The sequence below is a fragment of the Paraburkholderia sp. BL27I4N3 genome (assembly GCF_003386115.1).
Taxonomy (GTDB): Bacteria; Pseudomonadota; Gammaproteobacteria; order Burkholderiales; family Burkholderiaceae; genus Paraburkholderia.
The window spans coordinates 8,118,710-8,138,648 of the sequence record NZ_QREJ01000001.1; the positions used below are offsets into that span (position 1 = coordinate 8,118,710).

At 60.3% G+C, this 19,939-nt stretch carries 16 protein-coding genes and 2 pseudogenes; 1 reads left to right on the forward strand and 17 read right to left on the reverse strand.

From position 1 onward, the window contains the following. Positions 1-29: 29 nt before the first annotated feature. Positions 30-1,865, reverse strand: a complete 1,836-nt coding sequence (locus B0G71_RS36830; RefSeq protein WP_116148162.1) for an ABC transporter ATP-binding protein — start codon at positions 1,863-1,865, stop codon at positions 30-32. A gap of 305 nt (positions 1,866-2,170) precedes the next feature. On the opposite strand from B0G71_RS36830, the gene B0G71_RS36835 reads away from it, so the two are divergent. Then, positions 2,171-3,337, forward strand: coding sequence for a hybrid sensor histidine kinase/response regulator (locus B0G71_RS36835; protein WP_116148164.1), 1,167 nt, complete (start codon positions 2,171-2,173; stop codon positions 3,335-3,337). Between the two features lie 27 nt (positions 3,338-3,364). Here the strand turns inward: B0G71_RS36835 and B0G71_RS36840 are convergent, their stop codons facing one another. The 16 genes and pseudogenes from B0G71_RS36840 to B0G71_RS36905 form a co-directional block, all read right to left on the reverse strand. Continuing rightward, positions 3,365-5,947, reverse strand: a complete 2,583-nt coding sequence (locus B0G71_RS36840) for a hybrid sensor histidine kinase/response regulator (protein ID WP_116148165.1) — start codon at positions 5,945-5,947, stop codon at positions 3,365-3,367. 17 nt (positions 5,948-5,964) lie between these two features. Then, complete coding sequence (locus B0G71_RS36845) at positions 5,965-7,191, reverse strand: hypothetical protein (protein ID WP_116148167.1); 1,227 nt, start codon at positions 7,189-7,191, stop codon at positions 5,965-5,967. Positions 7,192-7,554: 363 nt separating this feature from the next. After that, positions 7,555-7,740, reverse strand: a complete 186-nt coding sequence (locus tag B0G71_RS36850; RefSeq protein ID WP_116148168.1) for a DUF3563 family protein — start codon at positions 7,738-7,740, stop codon at positions 7,555-7,557. 189 nt (positions 7,741-7,929) lie between these two features. After that, positions 7,930-8,916 (reverse strand): alpha/beta fold hydrolase, encoded by a 987-nt coding sequence (locus B0G71_RS36855; RefSeq protein WP_181916892.1) that lies wholly within the window; start codon positions 8,914-8,916, stop codon positions 7,930-7,932. Then, the gene (locus tag B0G71_RS36860) at positions 8,913-9,596 is read right to left on the reverse strand and encodes a response regulator transcription factor (RefSeq protein ID WP_116148170.1); all 684 of its coding nucleotides are present in this window, start codon (positions 9,594-9,596) and stop codon (positions 8,913-8,915) included. Before B0G71_RS36860 ends, B0G71_RS36855 begins: the two co-directional genes overlap by 4 nt. A gap of 241 nt (positions 9,597-9,837) precedes the next feature. Beyond that, positions 9,838-10,389 (reverse strand): annotated as a pseudogene (locus B0G71_RS42285) (DUF2345 domain-containing protein); the annotation flags it as partial. 43 nt (positions 10,390-10,432) lie between these two features. Beyond that, positions 10,433-10,684 (reverse strand): PAAR domain-containing protein, encoded by a 252-nt coding sequence (locus tag B0G71_RS36870; RefSeq protein ID WP_116148172.1) that lies wholly within the window; start codon positions 10,682-10,684, stop codon positions 10,433-10,435. Between the two features lie 15 nt (positions 10,685-10,699). Next, a complete protein-coding gene (locus B0G71_RS41110) occupies positions 10,700-11,392 on the reverse strand; it encodes a hypothetical protein (RefSeq protein WP_147308742.1) in 693 nt (230 codons plus the stop codon). Beyond that, positions 11,376-11,693: an N-acetylmuramidase domain-containing protein gene (locus tag B0G71_RS36875; protein ID WP_309546280.1), complete on the reverse strand. Its 318-nt coding sequence runs from the start codon at positions 11,691-11,693 to the stop codon at positions 11,376-11,378. Before B0G71_RS36875 ends, B0G71_RS41110 begins: the two co-directional genes overlap by 17 nt. Beyond that, complete coding sequence (locus tag B0G71_RS41115; protein WP_147308743.1) at positions 11,680-12,249, reverse strand: hypothetical protein; 570 nt, start codon at positions 12,247-12,249, stop codon at positions 11,680-11,682. Before B0G71_RS41115 ends, B0G71_RS36875 begins: the two co-directional genes overlap by 14 nt. After that, a complete protein-coding gene (locus tag B0G71_RS36880; protein WP_116148175.1) occupies positions 12,249-13,691 on the reverse strand; it encodes a hypothetical protein in 1,443 nt (480 codons plus the stop codon). Before B0G71_RS36880 ends, B0G71_RS41115 begins: the two co-directional genes overlap by 1 nt. Then, a complete protein-coding gene (locus tag B0G71_RS36885; protein WP_116148177.1) occupies positions 13,664-14,440 on the reverse strand; it encodes a M23 family metallopeptidase in 777 nt (258 codons plus the stop codon). Before B0G71_RS36885 ends, B0G71_RS36880 begins: the two co-directional genes overlap by 28 nt. 20 nt (positions 14,441-14,460) lie before the next feature. Next, positions 14,461-15,141, reverse strand: a pseudogene (locus B0G71_RS36890) (DUF2345 domain-containing protein); the annotation flags it as partial. Between the two features lie 43 nt (positions 15,142-15,184). Continuing rightward, positions 15,185-15,433, reverse strand: coding sequence for a PAAR domain-containing protein (locus B0G71_RS36895; RefSeq protein WP_116148181.1), 249 nt, complete (start codon positions 15,431-15,433; stop codon positions 15,185-15,187). A gap of 40 nt (positions 15,434-15,473) precedes the next feature. After that, on the reverse strand, positions 15,474-16,343 hold the full coding sequence (locus B0G71_RS36900; protein ID WP_147308744.1) for a hypothetical protein: 870 nt from the start codon (positions 16,341-16,343) through the stop codon (positions 15,474-15,476). Positions 16,344-16,362: 19 nt separating this feature from the next. Then, positions 16,363-19,890 carry a type VI secretion system Vgr family protein gene (locus tag B0G71_RS36905; RefSeq protein WP_258875740.1) on the reverse strand — a complete coding sequence of 1,176 codons (3,528 nt, stop codon included), beginning with the start codon at positions 19,888-19,890 and terminating at the stop codon, positions 16,363-16,365. Between the last annotated feature and the right edge of the window lie 49 nt (positions 19,891-19,939).

Sequence of the window (19,939 nt, forward strand, 5' to 3'; positions counted from 1 at the left end):
AGGACCTTGCGGCGTCGCCGGCGTTTCGATCACATGAGATCGGAGCGCGGCGCCGGCGTGCGTCTGATCTGCCGGGCCAGCGTGTCGCGATAGATGCCCGGCACGGCGGCCAGCTCGGCCGGCGTGCCTTGCTGAACGACGCGGCCGCGGTTGAGCACCACGATCCGGTCGAACGACTGCAGGGTCGACAGCCGGTGAGCGATCGCGATGACGGTGCGATGCTGCATGAGCCGTTCGAGCGCGGCCTGAATGGCGATCTCCGATGCGGTGTCGAGCGCCGAGGTCGCTTCGTCGAGCAGCAGGATGGGCGAGTCTTTCAGAATGGCGCGGGCAATCGCGATGCGCTGCCGCTGTCCGCCGGAGAGTTTGGTGCCGCGATCGCCCGCAATGGTGTTGAGCCCTTCGGGCATCGCGTTGATGAAATCGAGGCAGTAGGCGTCCTCGCACGCGCGGCGCACGTCGGCCTCGGTGGCGTCGGGGCAACCGTAGCGGATGTTGTCCAGCAGCGAGCGGTGAAACAGCGACGCGTCCTGCGGCACGACCGAGATGGCGCCTTGCAAGCTTTGCAACGTGACATGCGCGATGTCCTGGCCTGAAATGCGCACGCACCCGGAGACCGGTTCGTAGAAGTGCTGAAGGAGCGCGAGGATGGTCGATTTGCCCGCCCCCGACGGGCCGATCAGACCGACGCGCTCGCCTGCGCCGATATGCAGGTTCAGACCGCTCACCACCGGGCGGCGGCCGGGATACGCGAAGGTCACGTTTTCGAAGTCCACGGTGGGCTGCCGAACTTCCAGCGGCGCCGCTCTGGTGGGTTCGGGCATGGCGTGCGGGATCAGCAATGTTTCGGACGCTTCGCCGAGCCGGGCGACATGCTGGGTCAGGTCGACGAACGCCACGGCGATGTCGCGCGAACCATGCAGGATCGAGAAACCGAGCGAGCCGACCAGAACCACGTCGCCAGTGGTCGCACGGCCGACGCTCCACAGCCACACGGTCCACCCGAGCACGCACGCCGACAGGACGGAAGTGGCGAGCGCGTGCAGCAGGCGCAGCTTTTCGAGGTAAAGCACGCTGCTTTTGCGGGCGTCGCTTTCGACCGCGAGCAGTTCGTCGAAGCGGCGCCGTTCCATCACCACGGCGCAGAAGGCGCGCACGAGGCCCATATTGCCGATCACGTCGACGAGTTCGCCGTCGACCGAGGCGGCCCGCGCGGCGAATGCCTCGTGCCGGGCCGTGCCTTTGCGCGCCAGCAGGAACAGGCAGAACGCCAGCACGGCGGACATGGCGACCAGCGTCAGGCTCATGGGAACGCTGACCGCGCCGACCATGACGATCGCCCCGACCACGGTCAGGCTCGGCGGCAACGCCGTCCACGCCACCGTGTTTTCGATCACGTACACCGCGTTGGCCGTCGCTGAAATCCGGCTGGACAGAACGCCGGGTTGCTTGTCGGCGAAGAAGGTGGGGGCGTGCACAGTGAGATAGTCGAACATCTCGCGCCGGATATCGCCCGTCACGGCCACGAACGTGCGCGCCGAGACCCAACCCGCGATGCGCCAGAACAGATTGTCGGCGAGGATCAGCGCGACCAGCACGGCAAACGCGTGAATCACGTGTTGCGGGTGGGCGCGGCCGTTCGGCAACGCGTCGATCAGATTGCGGATCCCATATTGTGATGCCAGCGCGCAGCCGACCGCCGCCACGACACTCGCCAGCACCACGGTGTGCGTCAGCTTGCGGCGCGCCACGTAGCGCCAGATCAGCCGGATGGGCCGCCCGGCGTAGCGCGACAGCACGCGGGATTGCCGCCGTCTGCGCACGCGCCCGGCCCGGCCGGCATCGCCATCGTTGGACAGTTCCATGGCACCGCACTGGTTCGAAGGGTTCCGGCGTCCATGCTGTGCGGTCCCGCGGCGCAGGCGACAGTGGATCAGTCCGGCTCTGTCGGTACGCAAGCAACGTGCCGTTATGCGCGGCGAGCCGGTCTGGTTTGCGCTGATGCATATCGGATAAGGCTGTGCGGTGATTCCCCATTTTTCGCGAGACGCGATACCCTATACTTCCAAACGCCAAAACGATCCGGTGCTTGCCGCGCGGCAAGCCATTTTTATCATCCGTAACGTGGGTTTCGTTCAATGTCGACCCGCCGCCATCCGCTGGGAATGCGATGAGTGACCCTATGCAGCCGCCGTTTTCCATTCTCTTCGTCGACGACGACGAGATGTCGCGCAATCACTTCGCGCGCGCGATGAGCGCCGATTACAAAGTGTATGTCGCCCAAGGCGCCGACGAGGCGATAACGGTGCTCGGCAAGCACGCCTCGGAGATTGCCGTGCTGGTGACGGACTTCCGCATGCCGGGCCGCGACGGCGACGATCTGCTGCGCCAGGTGGCGCGCGAGTATCCGCAAATCGTGCGCATTCTCGTGACCGCTTATGCCGACAAGGACATGCTGCTGCAAACGGTCAATACCGGCGACGTGTTCCGCATTATCGAAAAGCCGCTGCGAACGGACATGGTGCGCGAGGTGCTGCAACTCGCAACCGCGCGCTACACGGAACGCGAAACGCGTCAGCAGCGGCTGCTGGCCATGGACGAGACGCTCGCCTTCCTCGCCCACGAACTGAACACGCCGCTCGCCACGATCTCGCTGTTCGCGCGCTCCGTCGAGAACGACGTGGCCGAGCAATACGATCCGGAGCGTCAGCGGGAGATCGGCCTCGCCGCGAAGTCGATGTTGAACAATGCGCAGTATTGCCTGACGCTGATCTCGTCATTCTGGGCGACGGTGCACAAGAGCGGCGGCCAGAAGTCCGCCTCGGGCGGCGGTACGCGCGCCGTCAGGGCGACGCGCCTGATCGCCACGCTGCTCGACACGTATCCGTTTGTCGCGTCACAGCGTGATTGGGTCAGGGTCGACGTGGAAGGGGATTTTATCGTGCACGCCATGCCCAATTGCGTGGCGCTCGTGCTGTCTTCGCTGTTGTCCAACGCGCTGCGTGCGCTCGACGGCAGCAGCGCGCCTGCGTTGCGGCTCGAAGTGGTGGCGTTCCCTGAACCCGAGATTCGCATTCGCGACAACGGCCCGGGGATCGCGCCGGAGGTCAAGGCGCGTCTGCTGCAGGATCCGGTCACCACGTACGCCGGCGCCGGCGGCCACGGCATGGGGATGATCTTTTGCAACCGCATCATGCAGTCGTTCGGCGGATGCCTGCGAGTCGATTCGACGGTCGGCGCGGGGACGACGGTGACGATGGGTTTTCCGGGATTCAATAGCCGCCTGCACGCCGCTGATGACGAGGAGCCGTCCGCTAGTCAGGCGGCTTTGCGGTGATCTGGATGGCCTGCATGGCAACTTGCGTCACTCCTGATCGCTGAAATAATCCCGATGCTCACGGCCCGCCTTGGCCGTGGCGAAATACGTCTGCAGCGCATCGGTCGAACGCTCGCTCAGGATGCCGATTCGCGCGAGCCAATCGGTTTCCGCCGGCCATTCGCCTTGCACCACGCGCGGATAGATTTGCCGCGCGAACTGATGCAGCGCTCGCGCGCCGAGATTGCCGCTCACGCCGAGCAGGATGTGCAACACGCCGTGCGTCGATTCGAGGTCGCCGGCCGCGACACTTGTCGCAAGCCGCGCCACTAGCTGGCGGATCTGCTCGATGCCTTTGAGGAACGATTCGTCGAGCAGATCGAGCGAGGCCAGCTCTTCGAGGTGTTTCTCGTCGAGCAGTTCGCTGTCCGTCACGATCGGCAGATTGCCGGCCGGCGTGGCCGCCGACGTCGACGATAGGTCGGTTTGCGCCGGCGCGTTCGAGTCACGTTGCCGCCCAAACTGTCGTGCGAGGCACGCGTAGAGCGAACCAGCTTGCACCGGTTTGATCATGACTTCGTTCATGCCCACGGCGAGACAGGTTTGCACCGCCTTGAGATCGGACTGGCTGGTCAGCGCGATGATCGGCACGGTGGCATACGAGTCGGCACGGGCGCGAATCGACGCGGTCGTCTCCAGGCCGCCCATGCCCGGCATATTCATATCCATGACGATGGCGTCGATCACGCCGTCCGCCTGCAGATGCGCGAGCACGGCCTGCCCATGCTCGGCCTCGACGACGCTTGCGCCGCATCGCTCCAGATAGGCTTTGGCCACCAGCCGGCTGTAGGTGTCGTCGTCCGCGACGAGGATCGATTTGCCGGAGAACGCGTCGGATTGCTGGCTCAGATGGTGGCGGTTGCCGTTTTCGAGAAGCGCCTGCAGCGTCGTGATCAATTCGAGCACGCTGCAGGACTTGCTGATGATTCCGTCCATGCCGGCGCGCCGCGCGAGCACGCGCACCACGCTTCCGGGCTCGGCCGTATAGGCGGCAATCAGGACATTCCAGCTTGGATAGTCGTGAGCGGCGCGAATTTTCTCGGCGGCCGTATAGCCGTCCAGAACCGGCATGTTGATGTCCATCAACACGAGGTCGTAAGGGGCCGACTCGCGGAGCACGGTCAATGCAACCGCGCCGTTTTCCGCTTCGCTCACGCATGCGCCCACTTTCGACAACGCACGACAGGCGCGCGCACGCTGACCGGCGTCGTCGTCCACGACCAGAATGCGCCTGTCTTTGAAGACCGGCGTGGCGCGTTCAAATATCTGCCGCTCGTGGTCCACGATTTCGCTCTTTGGCACGACGGGAAATTGCAGCGTGAATTCCGTGAACCTGCCGACTTCCGAGCGGCAACCGATACTGCCGCCGAAGGCGCGCATGGCGCGCTGGCAATAGGCGAGCCCGAGCCCCGTGCCGCCCGAAGTCTCCGCGGTACGGAACGGCTCGAACAGATGCGATACCATCGCGGGCGCAATGCCGGGACCGGTGTCGCGAACCATGACCGACTGCTGCTCGATGGTCAGGGTAAGCGTGGCCGCCGGATGCGTGGCGATGTGATAGAGCGCGTTCTTGATCAGATTGAACAGCGTGAACAGATAGACGGTTTCGTCGACCTTGAAGGTGAAGTCCTCCCGCACCACGAGCCTGACCTTGTCGCGTTCCTTTTCGTCGGCAAAGCCGTATTCTTCCAGTGCCTTACGCGTGGTGCTCGCCGCGCTCAGATAAGCGAGGTAGTCCGGACGAATCGGTTTGGCGCTGACTTCGTCCAGCGTCATGGCAATGATGCGCAGGCCGCGCTCGATCGACAACTGCCCTTGCGCGAGATGACGATACAGTCCGGCGGTATTTCCATTGCTATCGTGTCGATCGTGCGGGTCGTGCACGAGCGCGAGCAGGCGCTCGGATCCCATGGTTGCGGGCAGCGCTTCTTCCACGCGATCCAGCACGTAGCGCAACTGGCTCAGAGGATTGCGCATTTCATGCGCGATCGAACCGGCGAGCGCCTGCAGCGCACGGTTCTTTTCAACGAAGATGCGTCCTTTACTGATCGCATGACTAAACGCCATGCTGCACAGGACGACGACCGGCAGCAAGGCGAGATTCGACTGATCGGCGGCGGTCACGACAATCGGCACCGGCGAACTGAGCAGCGCGGCGAGCGACCCGGAGAACACGCCAATGCCGATGCAGCCCATCAGCAAAAGCGGATTGTCGATGCACAACGCCATGATGAAGATCATCATGACCTCGGTCATCATCCACATGGTGGAGAATGAATTTCTGATCGCGAGGAATGTGCAAACGAATGGCAGGACGTAGATCAGGCAGCAATGCCAATAGATCAGCAGGTAATGATTGAACCGCTTCGGCCAGCGCGCCTGAAAAATCAACGGAATGCAGACTAGCGCCGCGCTCAGTCGAAGGGAAAGATTGTCGTAAGGCTGTGGCAGGACATAGGTCCAGACTACGTAGTAGATCGGGTGGCACAGGAGGCCCAGTGCGCCGCCCCATCGTATTGCAAACCGGCTTCGTTCCAGCACGTCCCGCATGCTCTCGCGCGGCATGACCATCAGGCCTCCAGTGACATTTACGAGCCCATCAATTCTTGCTTGCCGCGAAGTTGCGCAGCCGCCGGCTCGATCGGCGAACCGTCCTTTCCGTGGAAAGGGCCGACCGCGAAACCGTACTTCTTCAGCAGGCTGTGCGTGTACGAGACGGACCACACGGGCGGGCTGCCGATGATGAAGTCGGACGCAATGCCTTCCTGCCAGGCGGAGTAGCCTTCGGCGAAACAGGTATAGCAGTCGCGCGTGGTCGGCAGCCGGAACGGGAACGCGGTGTTGAGTCCGGCCGGCCCACGGGCGAAGCACTCAATATATAGCGTATGTCCGCGTGAAGCGAGTTCGGCCTCGACGCTCGCCGCCCGCGGGTGGGAGTCGTCGATCCAGAACTGCGCGCGCTTGAGATCGGCCGCGGTGAGGTAGGGCACGCTGGTGCTGCTCGCCAGAATCGCGCCGTCGAAGTCCGGCAGTGGGGTGTCTGGACTGAAGGTGTGCACAGAGACGCGCGTTTTACCGAGCAGGTCCGATGCCATCAACTCCCTGGCTTGCTCGGCGAGCAGATTCACCTTGTCCGGCAGATCGATCAGAACAAGCTCGCGCGGTGCATCTTTGTAGAGCGCGTATTTGGCCACCGTCGTGCCGAGCCGGCCAGCTGCGCCGAATAGAGCAAGCTTGGTGTTGCCGAATTCGAGGTCGAGTTCATTGCAGCAGTGCATGGCCCAGTCTTTCAGCATCGCGGCGGTGGCGGCGTGGCCGGTGGTGATATGCGGCGGTTTGATGTCGCGCGGCAGGGCTCCGTAGTTGCACGCATAAGGCGTGGAGGCGCCCATCGCCACCATGTTCAGGCCGGCCTGTCTTGCCAGCTCCAGGGCCGGGAAAAATTGCGTCTCGCGAAATCGCTTGATGCCGCGCGGGCTGCCGAGCCACATTTCGAGCGGCACGGGACAGGCGATATTGGCGCCGATGATCTGCGATCCCGAATAGATGGGTGAGGCAATGAAAGGCCTGGTGTTCCAAAGCTCTTCTTCGAATGACGCATTTCGATGCTTCACATTGTGAAACGAAAAGGAAAGGGTTTCCCAGTCGGTCGCGTGAAAGAGAAACCCGACGCCGCCTTGACCGGCCGGCAGGTTATCCCGGATCTCGTCCGGGGGGATGGTGTGCTTAAGTTTTAAGGCGCCCGTTTGAAGTTGACGACCCCCGATTTGCCCGTCGGAATAGGTCTGTATTTCGTGGTGAACAGAAGTTTTCATTTGTTTTTCCCTTTGATTGAAACTCGCGTTGGACGATCAGCGCGACAAAGTCGACTGGCGTGTTGGATGGTCGACCCTTCAACTCTAGAGAAAACTGATGCGGTGTGCGCGTCTGTTGCTTCGCATTGCCGAGAATGGGCATCTGCGGCGATCGGGTCCGGTAGATTTTTCCAACGAGAAGATGCGTTGGCCAAACGGGCCGCAGAAGCCGGGATCTTTCCGTTGGAAAATTTTGGGCGGCCGTATGAACGAGTGGCGTCACTGAGTTCGGCGCTTCGCCGGGAGCAGGCGAGCCAGTCGGTCCGCACCTCATGGACCCGTTTGAGCGACGCGCGCATTAAAGCGTGGGCGGCACGACGTGCTTCACATCCTCCCTTCATGCGGCGTGCTCGCCCCATACCAGCGTACCGGATCCGCATGCGTTTCGACCACGTTGATGCGGTGCTCCAGATCGACCAGATCGGCCGATGACGCCAGATAGGCGTCGCGTTCGTGGTCGTCGGTGGTGATCAGCAAGGCGCTCAGTTTCTTTGCAAGCTCAGTGAACATGATTTTCTCCACTCCGTGTTGCGACGAGCGTTGCGATCTGGCTGTGGGAGCCGGCATTGCCCGTCGATGGAATAGAGCTTAGGCGTGAAGAATGAGCGGGAAATGAGCGCGTGAAACCGGCGAACCACGGCTCGGCCTTGAGTGACTTTTGGACTGGAATGCGTGCGGCGCCGGCCGAGGCTGGGGGATTTATTCGGCGCTGCTGGGCGGGCGCGACCTTGCGATAAACGTGTTGATCGCGGCGGCCAGCGCGTGCGGGTATTGATACATCATCGCGTGGCCCGCCGAACGCACCACGAGCAGTTGCGCATGCGGAATCTGTTCGGCGAGCGCTTCCGAGTTCTGCTTCGGCAAGACCTGATCGTCGGCGCCCGTCAGGATCAGGGTGGCGAGGCGGACCTTTTTCAGCGCCGCAGCGGCGGCCTCGTCACCGGCCCAATCGTGCAGCAACGCGGACTGCCCCTCGGTCACGGTCGCGGACACAGCGGGCGGCTGATAGCCGGCCGGCTGGAACATATTCCGACGGAAGCACCGCTGCGCTGCATCCACGGCGTTGGGCGGAAACAGGAGCCGCATGACGTCCATGAAGGTGGTGCCCGCTTTGCCCGACAGGATGGCTTCGACCTCGGGCGTCACCGGCACGCCGAGCGATCCCGGCGCGGGCGCGCTCATGAGGACGATGCGTCGCACGGCGAGCGGCGCATCGAGCGCGAGTTGCTGGGCAATGGCGCCGCCCATCGACCAGCCGACGAAGGTGACGTCGGAGAGTCGCAGCGTGTCGATCAGCGCAGCCGCGTCGAGCGTCATGTCCCGCATCGTAAAGCTCGATGCAGCCGGTTCGGAGCGGCCGATGCCGCGGTTGTCGAAGACGATGACTTCGTGCCGTTTGGCTAGATCGGTCAGAAAGGCCGCGTCCCATTCCGCGACCGTCGCGCGAAAACCGGTTTGCAGCACGATCGGCGTGCCGTGGCCGAAACGGTAGTACGCGATGTCGCCGTTCACCGTATGGGCGATCTGCTCGCGAGTCGACGGCTTGTGGTCCGGGCGATCGGCAACGACAGGGCAGGCCTTCTCGTTCGTGTAGTGGACGGTTTTCGCTTCGACGAGCGCGGGCTGCGTGGCGCCGAATAGCGCGACCAGCGACGTTGCCGCGACGAGCGCACGTAGGCGCGTCATGACGCCGGGCCTTTGCCGGCTTCGCCGAGCATCACGGTCCAGCCGAGCCCGCGGACATTGCGAATCACCGAGAGGCCGAATTTCTTGCGCACCGAATGAATCAGCACGTCCACCGCGTTGCTTTCGACCTCTTTGCCCCAGCCGTACAAACGGTCCTCAAGCTGTTCGCGCGACAGGATCGTGCCGGGGCGTTCGAGAAACGCGAGCATCAGTGCGAATTCGCGTGCGGACAGCACGGTCGTTGCGCCGTTGCAGGTCAGCGTGCGTTTGTCGAGATCGAGGCTCAGCGATTCGTCGCCGAGACGCGACGATGCATAGCCCGCTTTGCGCCGCAGCACCGCACGGATGCGGGCGAGCAGTTCGGGGACGTCGAAAGGTTTGAGCAGGTAGTCGTCGGCGCCGACATCGAGACCCTGTACGCGCGAATCGAGATCATCGCGGGCGGTCAGGATCAGCACCGGGACCACGTTGCCAGCCGCGCGCGACGACTTCAGCAACTCGATGCCGCTCACGCCGGGCAAGCCAAGATCGAGCAGCACGACGGTGTATTCGGCATTGGCCATCGCGTCGCGCCCGGCGACGCCGTCTCTCACCCAGTCGACGCTATAGTCGGCGTCCTTGAGTGCACGCAGCAGACTTTGACCAATCTGCAGGTCGTCTTCAACAAGGAGAACTCTCATGATCGTCCTGTCGGCAACAGTCAGGTTGTGCCTGACTCGCAGCTCGCGCGCGCATGGGCGGACCACGGTAAGCGGGCGATTGAATGATAACCGATGCACGCGCGGCGGCATGATCCGGGGTGCCGTTCTGGACGAACGGACGAGAAGTCTTGTGCGTGCCGACGCGAGCGTGGACGCGCAACGATTCGAGGACTTCGCTGCGCGCGAAGCGCTGAGGTGGAGGGGACTCGTGGCGTGCCGACATCCCGCTGGCGTCGATCTGGATATACGAGCGCGCCCGCGCCGATCCAGATTTCCTTCGACGCGGTGATGGCGATCTTGCCGTCCGTGCTGGTGATCGTGATGTCCTTCAGGGCCGCGAGCGCGATCTAGTCGCTCTGCGCCTGGATATCGACGCGGCCTTTCGCGGCGACCAGTTTCAGCCCAAGCTCGTAGGCGAACATCGAGATCGCACCGCGCACCGACGCGAACAGTGAGCGCCCGGACGACACGCTCACGTCGCGGCCCGCTGTCACTGCATGATCCTGCCCGCTCACGATGTACGTTCCCTGCGTGGCGGTCATGCCGATGCCCGCCGCGCTCGCAACGACAAGATCGGGCCGCGTCATTTCGGGAAACGGATTTCACGCCAGTGGGCGGTGCCGCCCCGGATCGCGTCGAGTTGCGCCATGTCCTCGTGTTGCGCGCGCGCCTGCGTCAGGCGCTGCACCATCTCGCCCATGTCCTTGGCGGGCGACTGCGCACCGCTGCGCGTCTCGGTGGTCACCGGCATGCCGTGGTTGCGCAGCACGCCCATGCAAATACCCGTGTCGTGGAAGCGACCCGAGAACGTGAAATCAGACGACGCTGGATATAAGGCTGCAACCGCATGTGGCATGGTGGCCCTGACGCGCGACGGGGACACCGCGGTCCGTGATTCTGTCGTCGCCCTCAACGATGACGTTGGGCACGACCTCAGGGTGGAGCGGACAGGTCACTTCGTCGCCCTTGCGGGCCACGCGCACGCCGCCATAGCGCATGACTTCTGAGGCGGTGATAACTTCGCCGCCGTGGTCGGTGGTGTCACCGAGTCGAATCAGGTTCATCATGGAATCGTTCCTCGTTCATTGCCTACTGGTCGGCGGAAAGGGATTAACCAAGTTGGCCGAGCGAACCCAACCGGTTGAAACCCGACCGGAATCTGTCGCGTTCGCTCGTGGGTCTGCGAACCGGACATAGGAAAACTGACCATATGTCCTTAACACGATGACTCCGTTCGACTTCGTTAGATAGCCCTTTCTAGCAATGAATTTCCCACCCCGCAAGTCATAAAAAAACGTCTTCGTATTTACTAGTCTAATACCTGTTGCTGGAATTCTTTTTGATTCAATATAATTTTCGGCTCGGATATCCGGTGGATCAAATTCGAAAACCCCCGTGGCATTTCCGCATCCAGCTTGCGGACGGGATGTTCTAATAATCCATTCACCGTTCTTCCTATACAAAAGCCCTTGTATGTCGAATTGTTTATACCTCTCCTCGAATTCAAGGGAACTATCACTTGGAACGAAGGTAAGCATCTTGGTGACTGAATATTCTTGAACATTTTGGACTTTTTCATCTTCCTCGGAATTTTGCGAGAATAAAAAGTAGCATGAGAACTTGTTATCCTCAGAATCATAAAATCCTGCAACCCTCCCGCTATCACTAAAAGCGAGCAAATTTGCTTGGTCGAAGATGATGGCTTCCCCGGCAACCGTAGACCGGCAAAGGCATGTTAGCAACGCCAAAATGATGATTTTATTTAAATTGCGCATAGTATTTGGCCAAGTTAGCCGCATAGCTTGGATTAATTTTCTTCCAATTCTTTCCGTTATACGAAAGTGCCACTTGTTCCCAGTGGCGAGTTCGCAGCCCCTCCACACCCTCTGGTTTCAGATTTAGCATAAATGCGGTAAATATTTTCGCCTGTCCGTCCGTACCTGACATGAAATGATTCGCAAACTCGAATATCGTCGCACAGTCGCAGGAAGAGTAGTATTCGCCCAAAATCTGAACGAATGAGATCAATCGTGATTTTTCCCAGTTTAAGGCCGAAAGCGAATTATTTATCTTCAACAGAACGGATTATTTCAGTTGCAGCCTTAACAGCTTGTCGCCTTGAGCGATGACGTGACTTAGGCCCAATCCAGTATGTCAGGGAGATCGTTTTATTCTGTGTACTGGCGACTAGCTCATAGCAATCTCCGGCATATGCCGACGCTCCACCAGCCTCTGTAGCAGGGCACGCAGGGAAAGCTTCGTACACTGTTTCTCCTGGGATCACTGATTTCTTCGTCACCGCAGTAGTCGCGCTGAATAGCATCAGAGTTCCTTCTGCATCGTACCAGTACGGTTGAACCAATCCCGTATCGGCTCCGCAGTCGTGTATATTCTTTTCACACACCGTTAAAACATCCTCAGCCTCGACACCCTTCAGTCGCAGAGAATATGCATGAAAATCAGTTTGAGACGTATCGAGCTTTTCAATTTTTGCATACCGATTGGCTGGGTACGAAAAACGGACATGTTCGTCAGTGTAAATTTTTATCGCCGCTTGCGATGTGCCAGTGGCATTTTCAACAAAGGCGCATGCAAACAAAGCGACAGCGATGAACCGATTCGCTAGATGCATTATTGATCTCCAATGAGTTTATACAACCGCATCGTGTGATAGGTCCGATTCTCCAGGCCGTAGATGCCGCCGTTTATTTGTGTTGTAAGCACATGTGCGATTTCTGCCGTTACCCCTCTATCAGCGTAGCTATTCATGGTGCTTTGGGGATGCGGGAGCCCGTGGTTCGGTCCCGCTTCCCAGTACCAAGTGCCGGTGTCTATAGTGTTGTAGTGCACTGTCAGCAGGATGTCCGGCGTCGCGATGTTTGGCCTCGTCGGATGCGGATGACTCCACCAGGACGCTGTAAAACTTTGCCGGCTTAACCAGCCTCTATATACCCAATATTCCGCATAATTAAATTTACCTGTTAGCTGCTTCATACCTCTTCCTCGAAATTTGTAGCCATCTCCCGGAAGGTCGTTACCGTTGAGATGCCCATATAAGGAGTTGCATGAAGCTTCGCTTCGATGTTCTTCCATCCACGCGAGCGTTCTTGACTCTTCTGCTCCTTGGCCCAAGAAGTGGGACATTCGCATCGGATTTCGGGTAATAGAGTGCTTTTCCATTAGTCGGTTCAGTATGGTTCTATAACGCTCACGCACCTCATTCGATAAAGCATTCGCGGCCTGATGCAGATGTCCACCCGATTTTTCGACGTAGGTATTTGGGTAGACTTGTTCCAGTTCTTCACACGAGAGCCAACGGCACGGTCTGAAGTGCCGCAGAAATGCCGTCGGCGGAAAATGCCAGACCTCATCGGCATGCGGAAAATCAGGATCGCTGACGTCCTCCCAAAACGCCAGATCGCGCGCGTGATCCACCAGCTTGCTAAAAGCTGCGTCCGATAACGGACTGGTCAATGCCTCATGCGGACTCCTGAGCCAGTTGTATCGCGCCTCCAGTCCGTCCCGGCTCCATTCCGAAGGAAACTTGCAGACAGCGTGAGCAAGGCGCTGATGAACCGCATCGACACCCAGAGCCCCGACAGCGTCGGCGTGGCTGACATGACCGGAATGATTGACGTCCAGCCACCGCTTCACAGTCGGTGAATCGCACAGGCTGTCGGGAGTGGGGTCATCGTTAATGAAGCTCCAGCCGGCCCACTCCGGGAAATCCGCATCGCTATAGACTCGCACACCAGGTTTCGAAAGATTGATCCAGCCGTCACCGTCCGGTGTCCTAACTTTCCGCCAGTGATTGAAGCGCGCGCCGGCGGGCAGTTGATCGTTGATGCAGCGTCCGAAACGGATCATCTCGAAGATGGCACTCGGAGAGGCCACGGCCATGCCTGGAGCAATTGCCGCCAGAGAATCGTCTGTAAAGCGTCCGTGAAGGGCATTAGCACGCCGATACAGGCCGTACTCTGCATCTCTTTCCAGGGGCATTGCGCCGAAAACGGACCAGCCCAAATCCGCATTCTGCCGGTAGGTCGTCAACGTGCAGTCTTTCTCGTAATGCATGCGGGCGACAAGATCGCAACCGGTTCCCGCCGGCGCGAGAGACGGCTGTGGGTGCAACGTCGCGACAGGCGGCGCGCTGTCGTCATCACGGAAAGGGTGTGGTTCGTTGGCAAAGAGCTTCGCACCACGAGGAATGAAGAACCAGTTATCGCCATAGACCGCATCGGTACGAGCCGGGGTGCTGCCCAGCGGCCCGGGGCGCGCCCGATGAACTTCCTCAGGTTCGCCTCGTTGCAGACGATCTCGAAGTGGATCTGCGGAAACTGCCCGTAAATCTGGCCCGGTGTGCCCAGGATATCCTTGCGATAAACCTTCTTGCCCACGGACAGCGACGACAGCGCGGCCTGGAGGTGCATGTACACCGAGTAATAGGTGACCTTCGCGTTGTCGCCTTCGCCAATTTCCGTATCGTGCCGGATGACGACACAGCCGTCGTCCGTACGCACGTTGCGGTACTGAAGCGTCGGCTTATGGGTCGTATCCGTCTGGCGCACGTACACGATTGTGCCGTCCGCGATGGCGCGCACGGAAGTGACCTGATTGCCGTCGAGCGGGGCTTTCAGATGCGCACCGCCATGCCAGCCAAGATTGAAGCTGACCGGATAGGCGCCGTTGCCCGGCGCACATTCGAGCATGTTGGCGGCACACACATCACCGTCGGGTACGACCGTGTTGCCCGCATCCGCTGTGGGCATTGCGTCATTCTGCTGCGGGTGGGCTGCTGAAAGAAAGGGCGGGCTGATAATCATAGGTCTGTCAGGAGGGAAAGTTACAGCGAATGGATGTAGTCATCAGTGGGCGTACCCGATCCGAACGGAGGGAAGCTCGGTATGCGAGCGTCTGCGTCCTGCACATCCCAAAGTCCCTTCTCCAGAATCACCCCCGGCGAGCCGTTAATAATCCCGCTGCCGTTGATCTGGATATACGACCCACCCGCGCCGATCCAGACTTCCTTCGACGCGGTGATGACGATCTTGCCGTCCGAGCTGCTGATCGTGATGTCCTTCAGGGCCGCGAGCGCCATCTGGTCGCTCTGCGCCTGGATATCGACCTTGCCTTTCGCGGCGATCAGTTTCATCCCGAGTTGGTACGCGAACATCGAGATCGCGCCGCGCACCGACGCGAACAGTGAGCGCCCGGACGACACGCTCACGTCGCGACCCGCTGTCACCGCATGATCCTGTCCACTCACAATGTACGTTCCCCGCGTGGCGGTCATGCGGATGCCCGCCGCGCTCGCAACGACAAGATCGGGCCGCGCCATTTCGGGAAACGGATTTTCACGCCAGTGGGCGGTGCCGCCCCGGATCGCGTCGAGCTGCGCCACGTCCTCGTGTTGCGCGCGCGCCTGCGTCAGGCGCTGCACCATCTCGCCCATGTCCTTGGCGGGCGACTGCGCACCGCTGCGCGTCTCGGTGGTCACCGGCATGCCGTGGTTGCGCAGCACGCCCATGCAAATACCCGTGTCGTGGAAGCGACCCGAGAACGTGAAATCAGACGACGCTGGATATAAGGCTGCAACCGCATGTGGCATGGTGGCCCTGACGCGCGACGGGGACACCGTGGTCCGTGATCCTGTCGTCGCCCTCAACGATGACGTTGGGCACGACCTCAGGGTGGAGCGGACAGGTCACTTCGTCGCCCTTGCGGGCCACGCGCACACCGCCATAGCGCATGACTTCGGAGGCGGTGATAACTTCGCCGCCGTGGTCGGTGGTGTCACCGAGTCGGATCAGGTTCATGGCTTAGGCCTATGCTTGACGCTGGCACGGAAAGCTAGCCTCATTGGCTCTGCTCCCGCAAATGTGTGGCGAATGCCGCATGTTCCTCATGGGTCGTAGGGTAGTCCTGTGTGAATTCAACATAGGTATCGGGCGCAACGAATTCGACGCTTCCTTTCAGGGCTTGAGGCGCCAGAACTTCACGGATCGCAACAGTGATGCCGAGAAGATAACGTCCCATCTTGAAAGGGTTACTCGGCCACACCAGAAAATTAGCCCTGCGAATTTGGCCAGGCTGGATTCGAACTACATCATCAGGAAAGTCCGCGCGATTAAGAAGTGCTTGGCCACCGAACCATGATGTGTCGAACTCTAGTTCCTTTTCATGTTTCTTTAAATTGTCGCTGCGGACGCCGGTAACCAGAATCCACGAGTTCCCATTGATTGGGTTAAAAATCCCTTCCCAAGTAGCAGGGCTGCGGAACACAACTTCGCTTTTACCGGAATTCTGGAACTCTAGCGTAAGGACTAGTCTGCCGTCTCTGGGCGCGATCGTTCCTGTGACGTCAAGTTTTGCCAGCTTCGTCCCGTTCGCGTAGAACGAATGCAGATACTTGTTCACTTGTGTCCAACTGGTATAGGGTCCGCCAGGAGGAGCACTATTTCTAAGCGCCTCAAGCTGACTCTCCGTTTCCGCGTCCACTTGGCCCTCGAATACGCCGAACCCCGCCATCTTGGCGTCGAATGTATCGCCGCGCATCGTCATTGTGTAGTGACCATTTTCCACTTTTACGCTTGTCACGACATTGCCGGTAGATGAGCCATTAACCGCGAATTGCATTCCATCCTTACCTGCCATTGCAGCACCACCAATTATTGAAGTTGAGAAACCCAACGCTGCCACCAGAAATAATTTTCTAACGTTACGCACTTGGCTACCTTTCCTTGGTCTAGATTACCTTCCAGGTGATCCCGCTTTTCTGCTTGAACCACTCCGAGATATGTTCGAGGTAGTAGGGCGGCGTGCGAGTTGTCTTGTTAAAGTAGACGCCTCCGCCCATCAGGGTGTCTTGCGTTTTGCCCTGCCACGTATCCTTATTCGGGTTTGACAACGCGAGCGGGATATTTACGGTCTTGTCCGGCTTGATGTACTGCTTATGCACCGCGCCACAGGCGTAATAGTACTCATCGGGGAAGCTGAACAAATGCCCGGCTTCGTGCGTGTGGACATGGTGTACCAGAATTGCGACCTCCTTTCCGTTTTTACGGTCTTCGTACCTGACGGATTCTCCCCAATTCGCAGAGTCGGCCCGCACCACGGAGGGATGCAGATTTACTGTTGCATGCGCTTGACCGTTCGGATCGTTTGTCAAAAATTCAACGCGAAAATGTACCGGAATCTTGCATGAACAGGCGTTACCCTTCAGACAGTCCGCCACGGTTAACTTATAGCCATCTTGATTTAAATCTTTCTCTATTTTCGCCTTGGCATCACTTAGAAAATTAGCAATCGACTCTGCTGTACGTGGTTCGATCTTTCGCTCGGGACCTTTTACTAAACCGCATTCCTTGTCGTGGTTGTAGCTAACAACCGTAAATGTTCCGTCTGCGCTGGCTTCTCGCACCTGTCGCGGACGCATCAAAATACGCACCGTCGCGGTAATTTCTTTCTTCCGCGAATCATAGGCTAATTCGAAGTGACCGCAGTAATTTGCATAACATGCCATGAACTGACCGGTGCCAAACAAGTACGGCGTGCCATCTTCGTTCACAGCGAGATAATCCGCACTGTCCACGTTTCTTGTGATGTTCTCAACAATATCCGCGAGTTGCCACGTACATGGTTCGCCCTTGTTCCCCTGTTGAGGCGCCGTACCGGACGCGCTTCCAGCCGTGGCTCCTCCCAGGCTACCCGAGGCGGCAGCGAAACTGACGGGGGCGGTCGGCGCCGCGAGCGTAGATATGTTCGCTGCGTCCGGGCTGGGCGGCATGAATGCCGCCGCGTCTGAACTTGTCCCCGATGATTCCAGCGCCGCAAATGCTGTGCAGTTAAATGTAATAGGATGAGTAGCCAACTGCGGAAGGCGGGCATACATCAGCGACGGTCCGGGCACATTCCACGATGCCCCCTTCTCCAGAATCACCCCCGGCGAGCCATTGATAATCCCGCTGCCGTTGATCTGGATATACGACCCACCCGCGCCGATCCAGACTTCCTTCGACGCGGTGATGACGACCTTGCCGTCCGTGCTGCTGACCGTGATGTCCTTCAGGGCGGCGAGCGCGATCTGGTCGCTCTGCGCCTGGATATCGACGCGGCCTTTCGCGGCGATCAGTTTCAGCCCAAGCTGGTAGGCGAACATCGAGATCGCACCGCGCACCGACGCGAACAGTGAGCGCCCCGACGACACGCTCACGTCGCGACCTGCTGTCACCGCATGATCCTGTCCACTCACGATGTGTGTTCCCTGCGCGGCGGTCATCCCGATGCCCGCCGCGCTCGCAACGACAAGATCGGGCCGCGTCATTTCGGGGAACGGATTTTCACGCCAGTGGGCGGTGTCGCCCCGGATCGCGTCGTTCTGCGCCTTGATGGCTTTCGCGGTGTCGTGCTGGCTCGCGTCGGACGACTGCGCGTTGTGCTGCTGCGCGAGCCGCGCCATGTCCTCGTGTTGCGCGCGCGCCTGCGTCAGGCGCTGCACCGTCTCGCCCATGTCCTTGGCGGGCGACTGCGCACCGCTGCGCGTCTCGGTGGTCACCAGCATGCCCCGGTTTGCGCGGACCACGCCCCATGAATCGGTGGCGAGTTCCCAGCCGATGCCGCGCGCCTGTTTGCGTCCCTCGCCGGGCACGATGCGCGTGTTGTAACCCACCACCAGCCGCGAGTTCGCCTGATCGCTCGTCACCTGCGCCTGTAACCGGTCCGGTGTGTCGTCCGCAACGAACTGGTTCGACCCGCTCCCTTGCAGATTGCGACTGAGCAGGCCTGACAGGGCATGGTTGTCCTGCAACGGCCACGGCGGCATGTTGTCCGCGTTGTAGGCCTGCCCGATGACGAACGGCCGGTCCGGGTCGCCGTCGATGAAATCGACGATCACTTCCGTGCCGATGCGAGGCAGGTTGATGGCCCCGTGACCATTGCCCGCCCACGGCGACATGACCCGCGCCCAGCACGACGAATTCTCGTCCCGGTTCGGCGAGCGGTCCCAGCGGAACTTGAGCGTCACGCGGCCATACGGCTCGGTGGACACGACGTTTCTATCGAAGCCCGTCACCACGGCGCTCTGCGGTCCGGTGGTGCGCGGCTTCGGGACCGTGCGCGCCGGACGGAATACATTGGTCGCCGGTTGCACGGTGAAGTCGGTGTCGAACCGGTAGACGCCCGGACCGGTCGATTCCATCGTCTCTTCGGCATCGAGCTTCGCGCGGATCACCATGTATTCCTGGTTCGCCTTGCGATACGGATGGTTCTCCAGATGGAAGGTCGTCCCGCATACGACATTGCGCAGCGCGCCGCGGCCTTCGGCGCGCTCGCCGCGCGCGAACAGTTCCTCGATGCGGATCTGCGCGGACTTCTCGCCCTCGGCCGTGCTGGTGAAGTCGCCCGGCCACTCGTAGCGCGTCAGATCGTTGTGAATCGTCTTCTGCGGCTGGACCTTGCGCACCCCGAGATTGGCTTCGGGCTGCTTGAAGTCATAGTCGCCGGTCGTCCACACGCCCGACTGCAACGTCTGGGCGATATCGAACGCGTCGATATACTCCGCGTCGATCCTGTGGCCCGGCGGGTAGTACGCGAGCGTGTGATACGCCTCGCTCTCCACCGGCTTGTGCGCGCCTACATGGTCCACGAACACCATCCGGTGATAGCCCTTCGAGTGCTCGAAAAACCAGTAGATGCCGTTCTCAGCCATCAGCCGCTGCACAAAATTCAAATCCGTTTCGCCATACTGGACCTGATAGTCCAGTCGCGGGTATATCCGGCTGGTGCGCCAGGCGCAGGAAAACGGATAGATGCGCAGCACTTCGCGAATGATGTCGATAACATTCTTACGCTGAAATATCCGGTAGTCCGAGCGCTGCCCGGCAAGCCAGAGGCCGGGTTGCAGCGTGAGCCGGTAATGGCTCTGCCGGTCCTGCTGTTCGACAAAGCGCGCGCTGGTCACGATGCCGCTGATCTCACGCATGCCGCAGCCGATGTTCGACATCCACGAAGGGCCGGAAACCCCGCTCATTCCTTCAAGCTGGATAGCCACGGTCAGCGGCCTGCCGATCATCGCACGCAGGTCAAGGTTCGCCGCGTCGTCGCTGAACATGTCGAGGTCTTGCGTGGTCACCATGTCCAGCGTGTAGGCGTAGATTTCCGACAGGGCTTCCTCGCCACGGATTGATCTGAGCACCAGTGCGGGCTCGCCTGACGGCGAGTCCGGCAGCGCCGCGCCGCTCACGGTGATGGTGCGGCGGGTCGAAAAATCCAGCATGAGTGTCCTTCCTCCAGAATGAATGGATGTGGCTCACGGCTACTCAGGC

What these genes read in the sequence shown, in the direction of transcription:
- B0G71_RS36880 (WP_116148175.1), bottom strand. Translation starts at nt 13,691, where the DNA reads ATGCATTACGAGAAAGACTGCACGTTGACGACCTACCGGCAGAATGCG.
- B0G71_RS36850 (WP_116148168.1), bottom strand. Translation starts at nt 7,740, where the DNA reads ATGTTCACTGAGCTTGCAAAGAAACTGAGCGCCTTGCTGATCACCACC.
- B0G71_RS36885 (WP_116148177.1), bottom strand. Translation starts at nt 14,440, where the DNA reads ATGATTATCAGCCCGCCCTTTCTTTCAGCAGCCCACCCGCAGCAGAAT.
- B0G71_RS36835 (WP_116148164.1), top strand. Translation starts at nt 2,171, where the DNA reads ATGAGTGACCCTATGCAGCCGCCGTTTTCCATTCTCTTCGTCGACGAC.
- B0G71_RS36830 (WP_116148162.1), bottom strand. Translation starts at nt 1,865, where the DNA reads ATGGAACTGTCCAACGATGGCGATGCCGGCCGGGCCGGGCGCGTGCGC.
- B0G71_RS36860 (WP_116148170.1), bottom strand. Translation starts at nt 9,596, where the DNA reads ATGAGAGTTCTCCTTGTTGAAGACGACCTGCAGATTGGTCAAAGTCTG.
- B0G71_RS36840 (WP_116148165.1), bottom strand. Translation starts at nt 5,947, where the DNA reads ATGGTCATGCCGCGCGAGAGCATGCGGGACGTGCTGGAACGAAGCCGG.
- B0G71_RS36870 (WP_116148172.1), bottom strand. Translation starts at nt 10,684, where the DNA reads ATGATGAACCTGATTCGACTCGGTGACACCACCGACCACGGCGGCGAA.
- B0G71_RS36845 (WP_116148167.1), bottom strand. Translation starts at nt 7,191, where the DNA reads ATGAAAACTTCTGTTCACCACGAAATACAGACCTATTCCGACGGGCAA.
- B0G71_RS41110 (WP_147308742.1), bottom strand. Translation starts at nt 11,392, where the DNA reads ATGCGCAATTTAAATAAAATCATCATTTTGGCGTTGCTAACATGCCTT.
- B0G71_RS36855 (WP_181916892.1), bottom strand. Translation starts at nt 8,916, where the DNA reads ATGACGCGCCTACGTGCGCTCGTCGCGGCAACGTCGCTGGTCGCGCTA.
- B0G71_RS41115 (WP_147308743.1), bottom strand. Translation starts at nt 12,249, where the DNA reads ATGCATCTAGCGAATCGGTTCATCGCTGTCGCTTTGTTTGCATGCGCC.
- B0G71_RS36905 (WP_258875740.1), bottom strand. Translation starts at nt 19,890, where the DNA reads ATGCTGGATTTTTCGACCCGCCGCACCATCACCGTGAGCGGCGCGGCG.
- B0G71_RS36895 (WP_116148181.1), bottom strand. Translation starts at nt 15,433, where the DNA reads ATGAACCTGATCCGACTCGGTGACACCACCGACCACGGCGGCGAAGTT.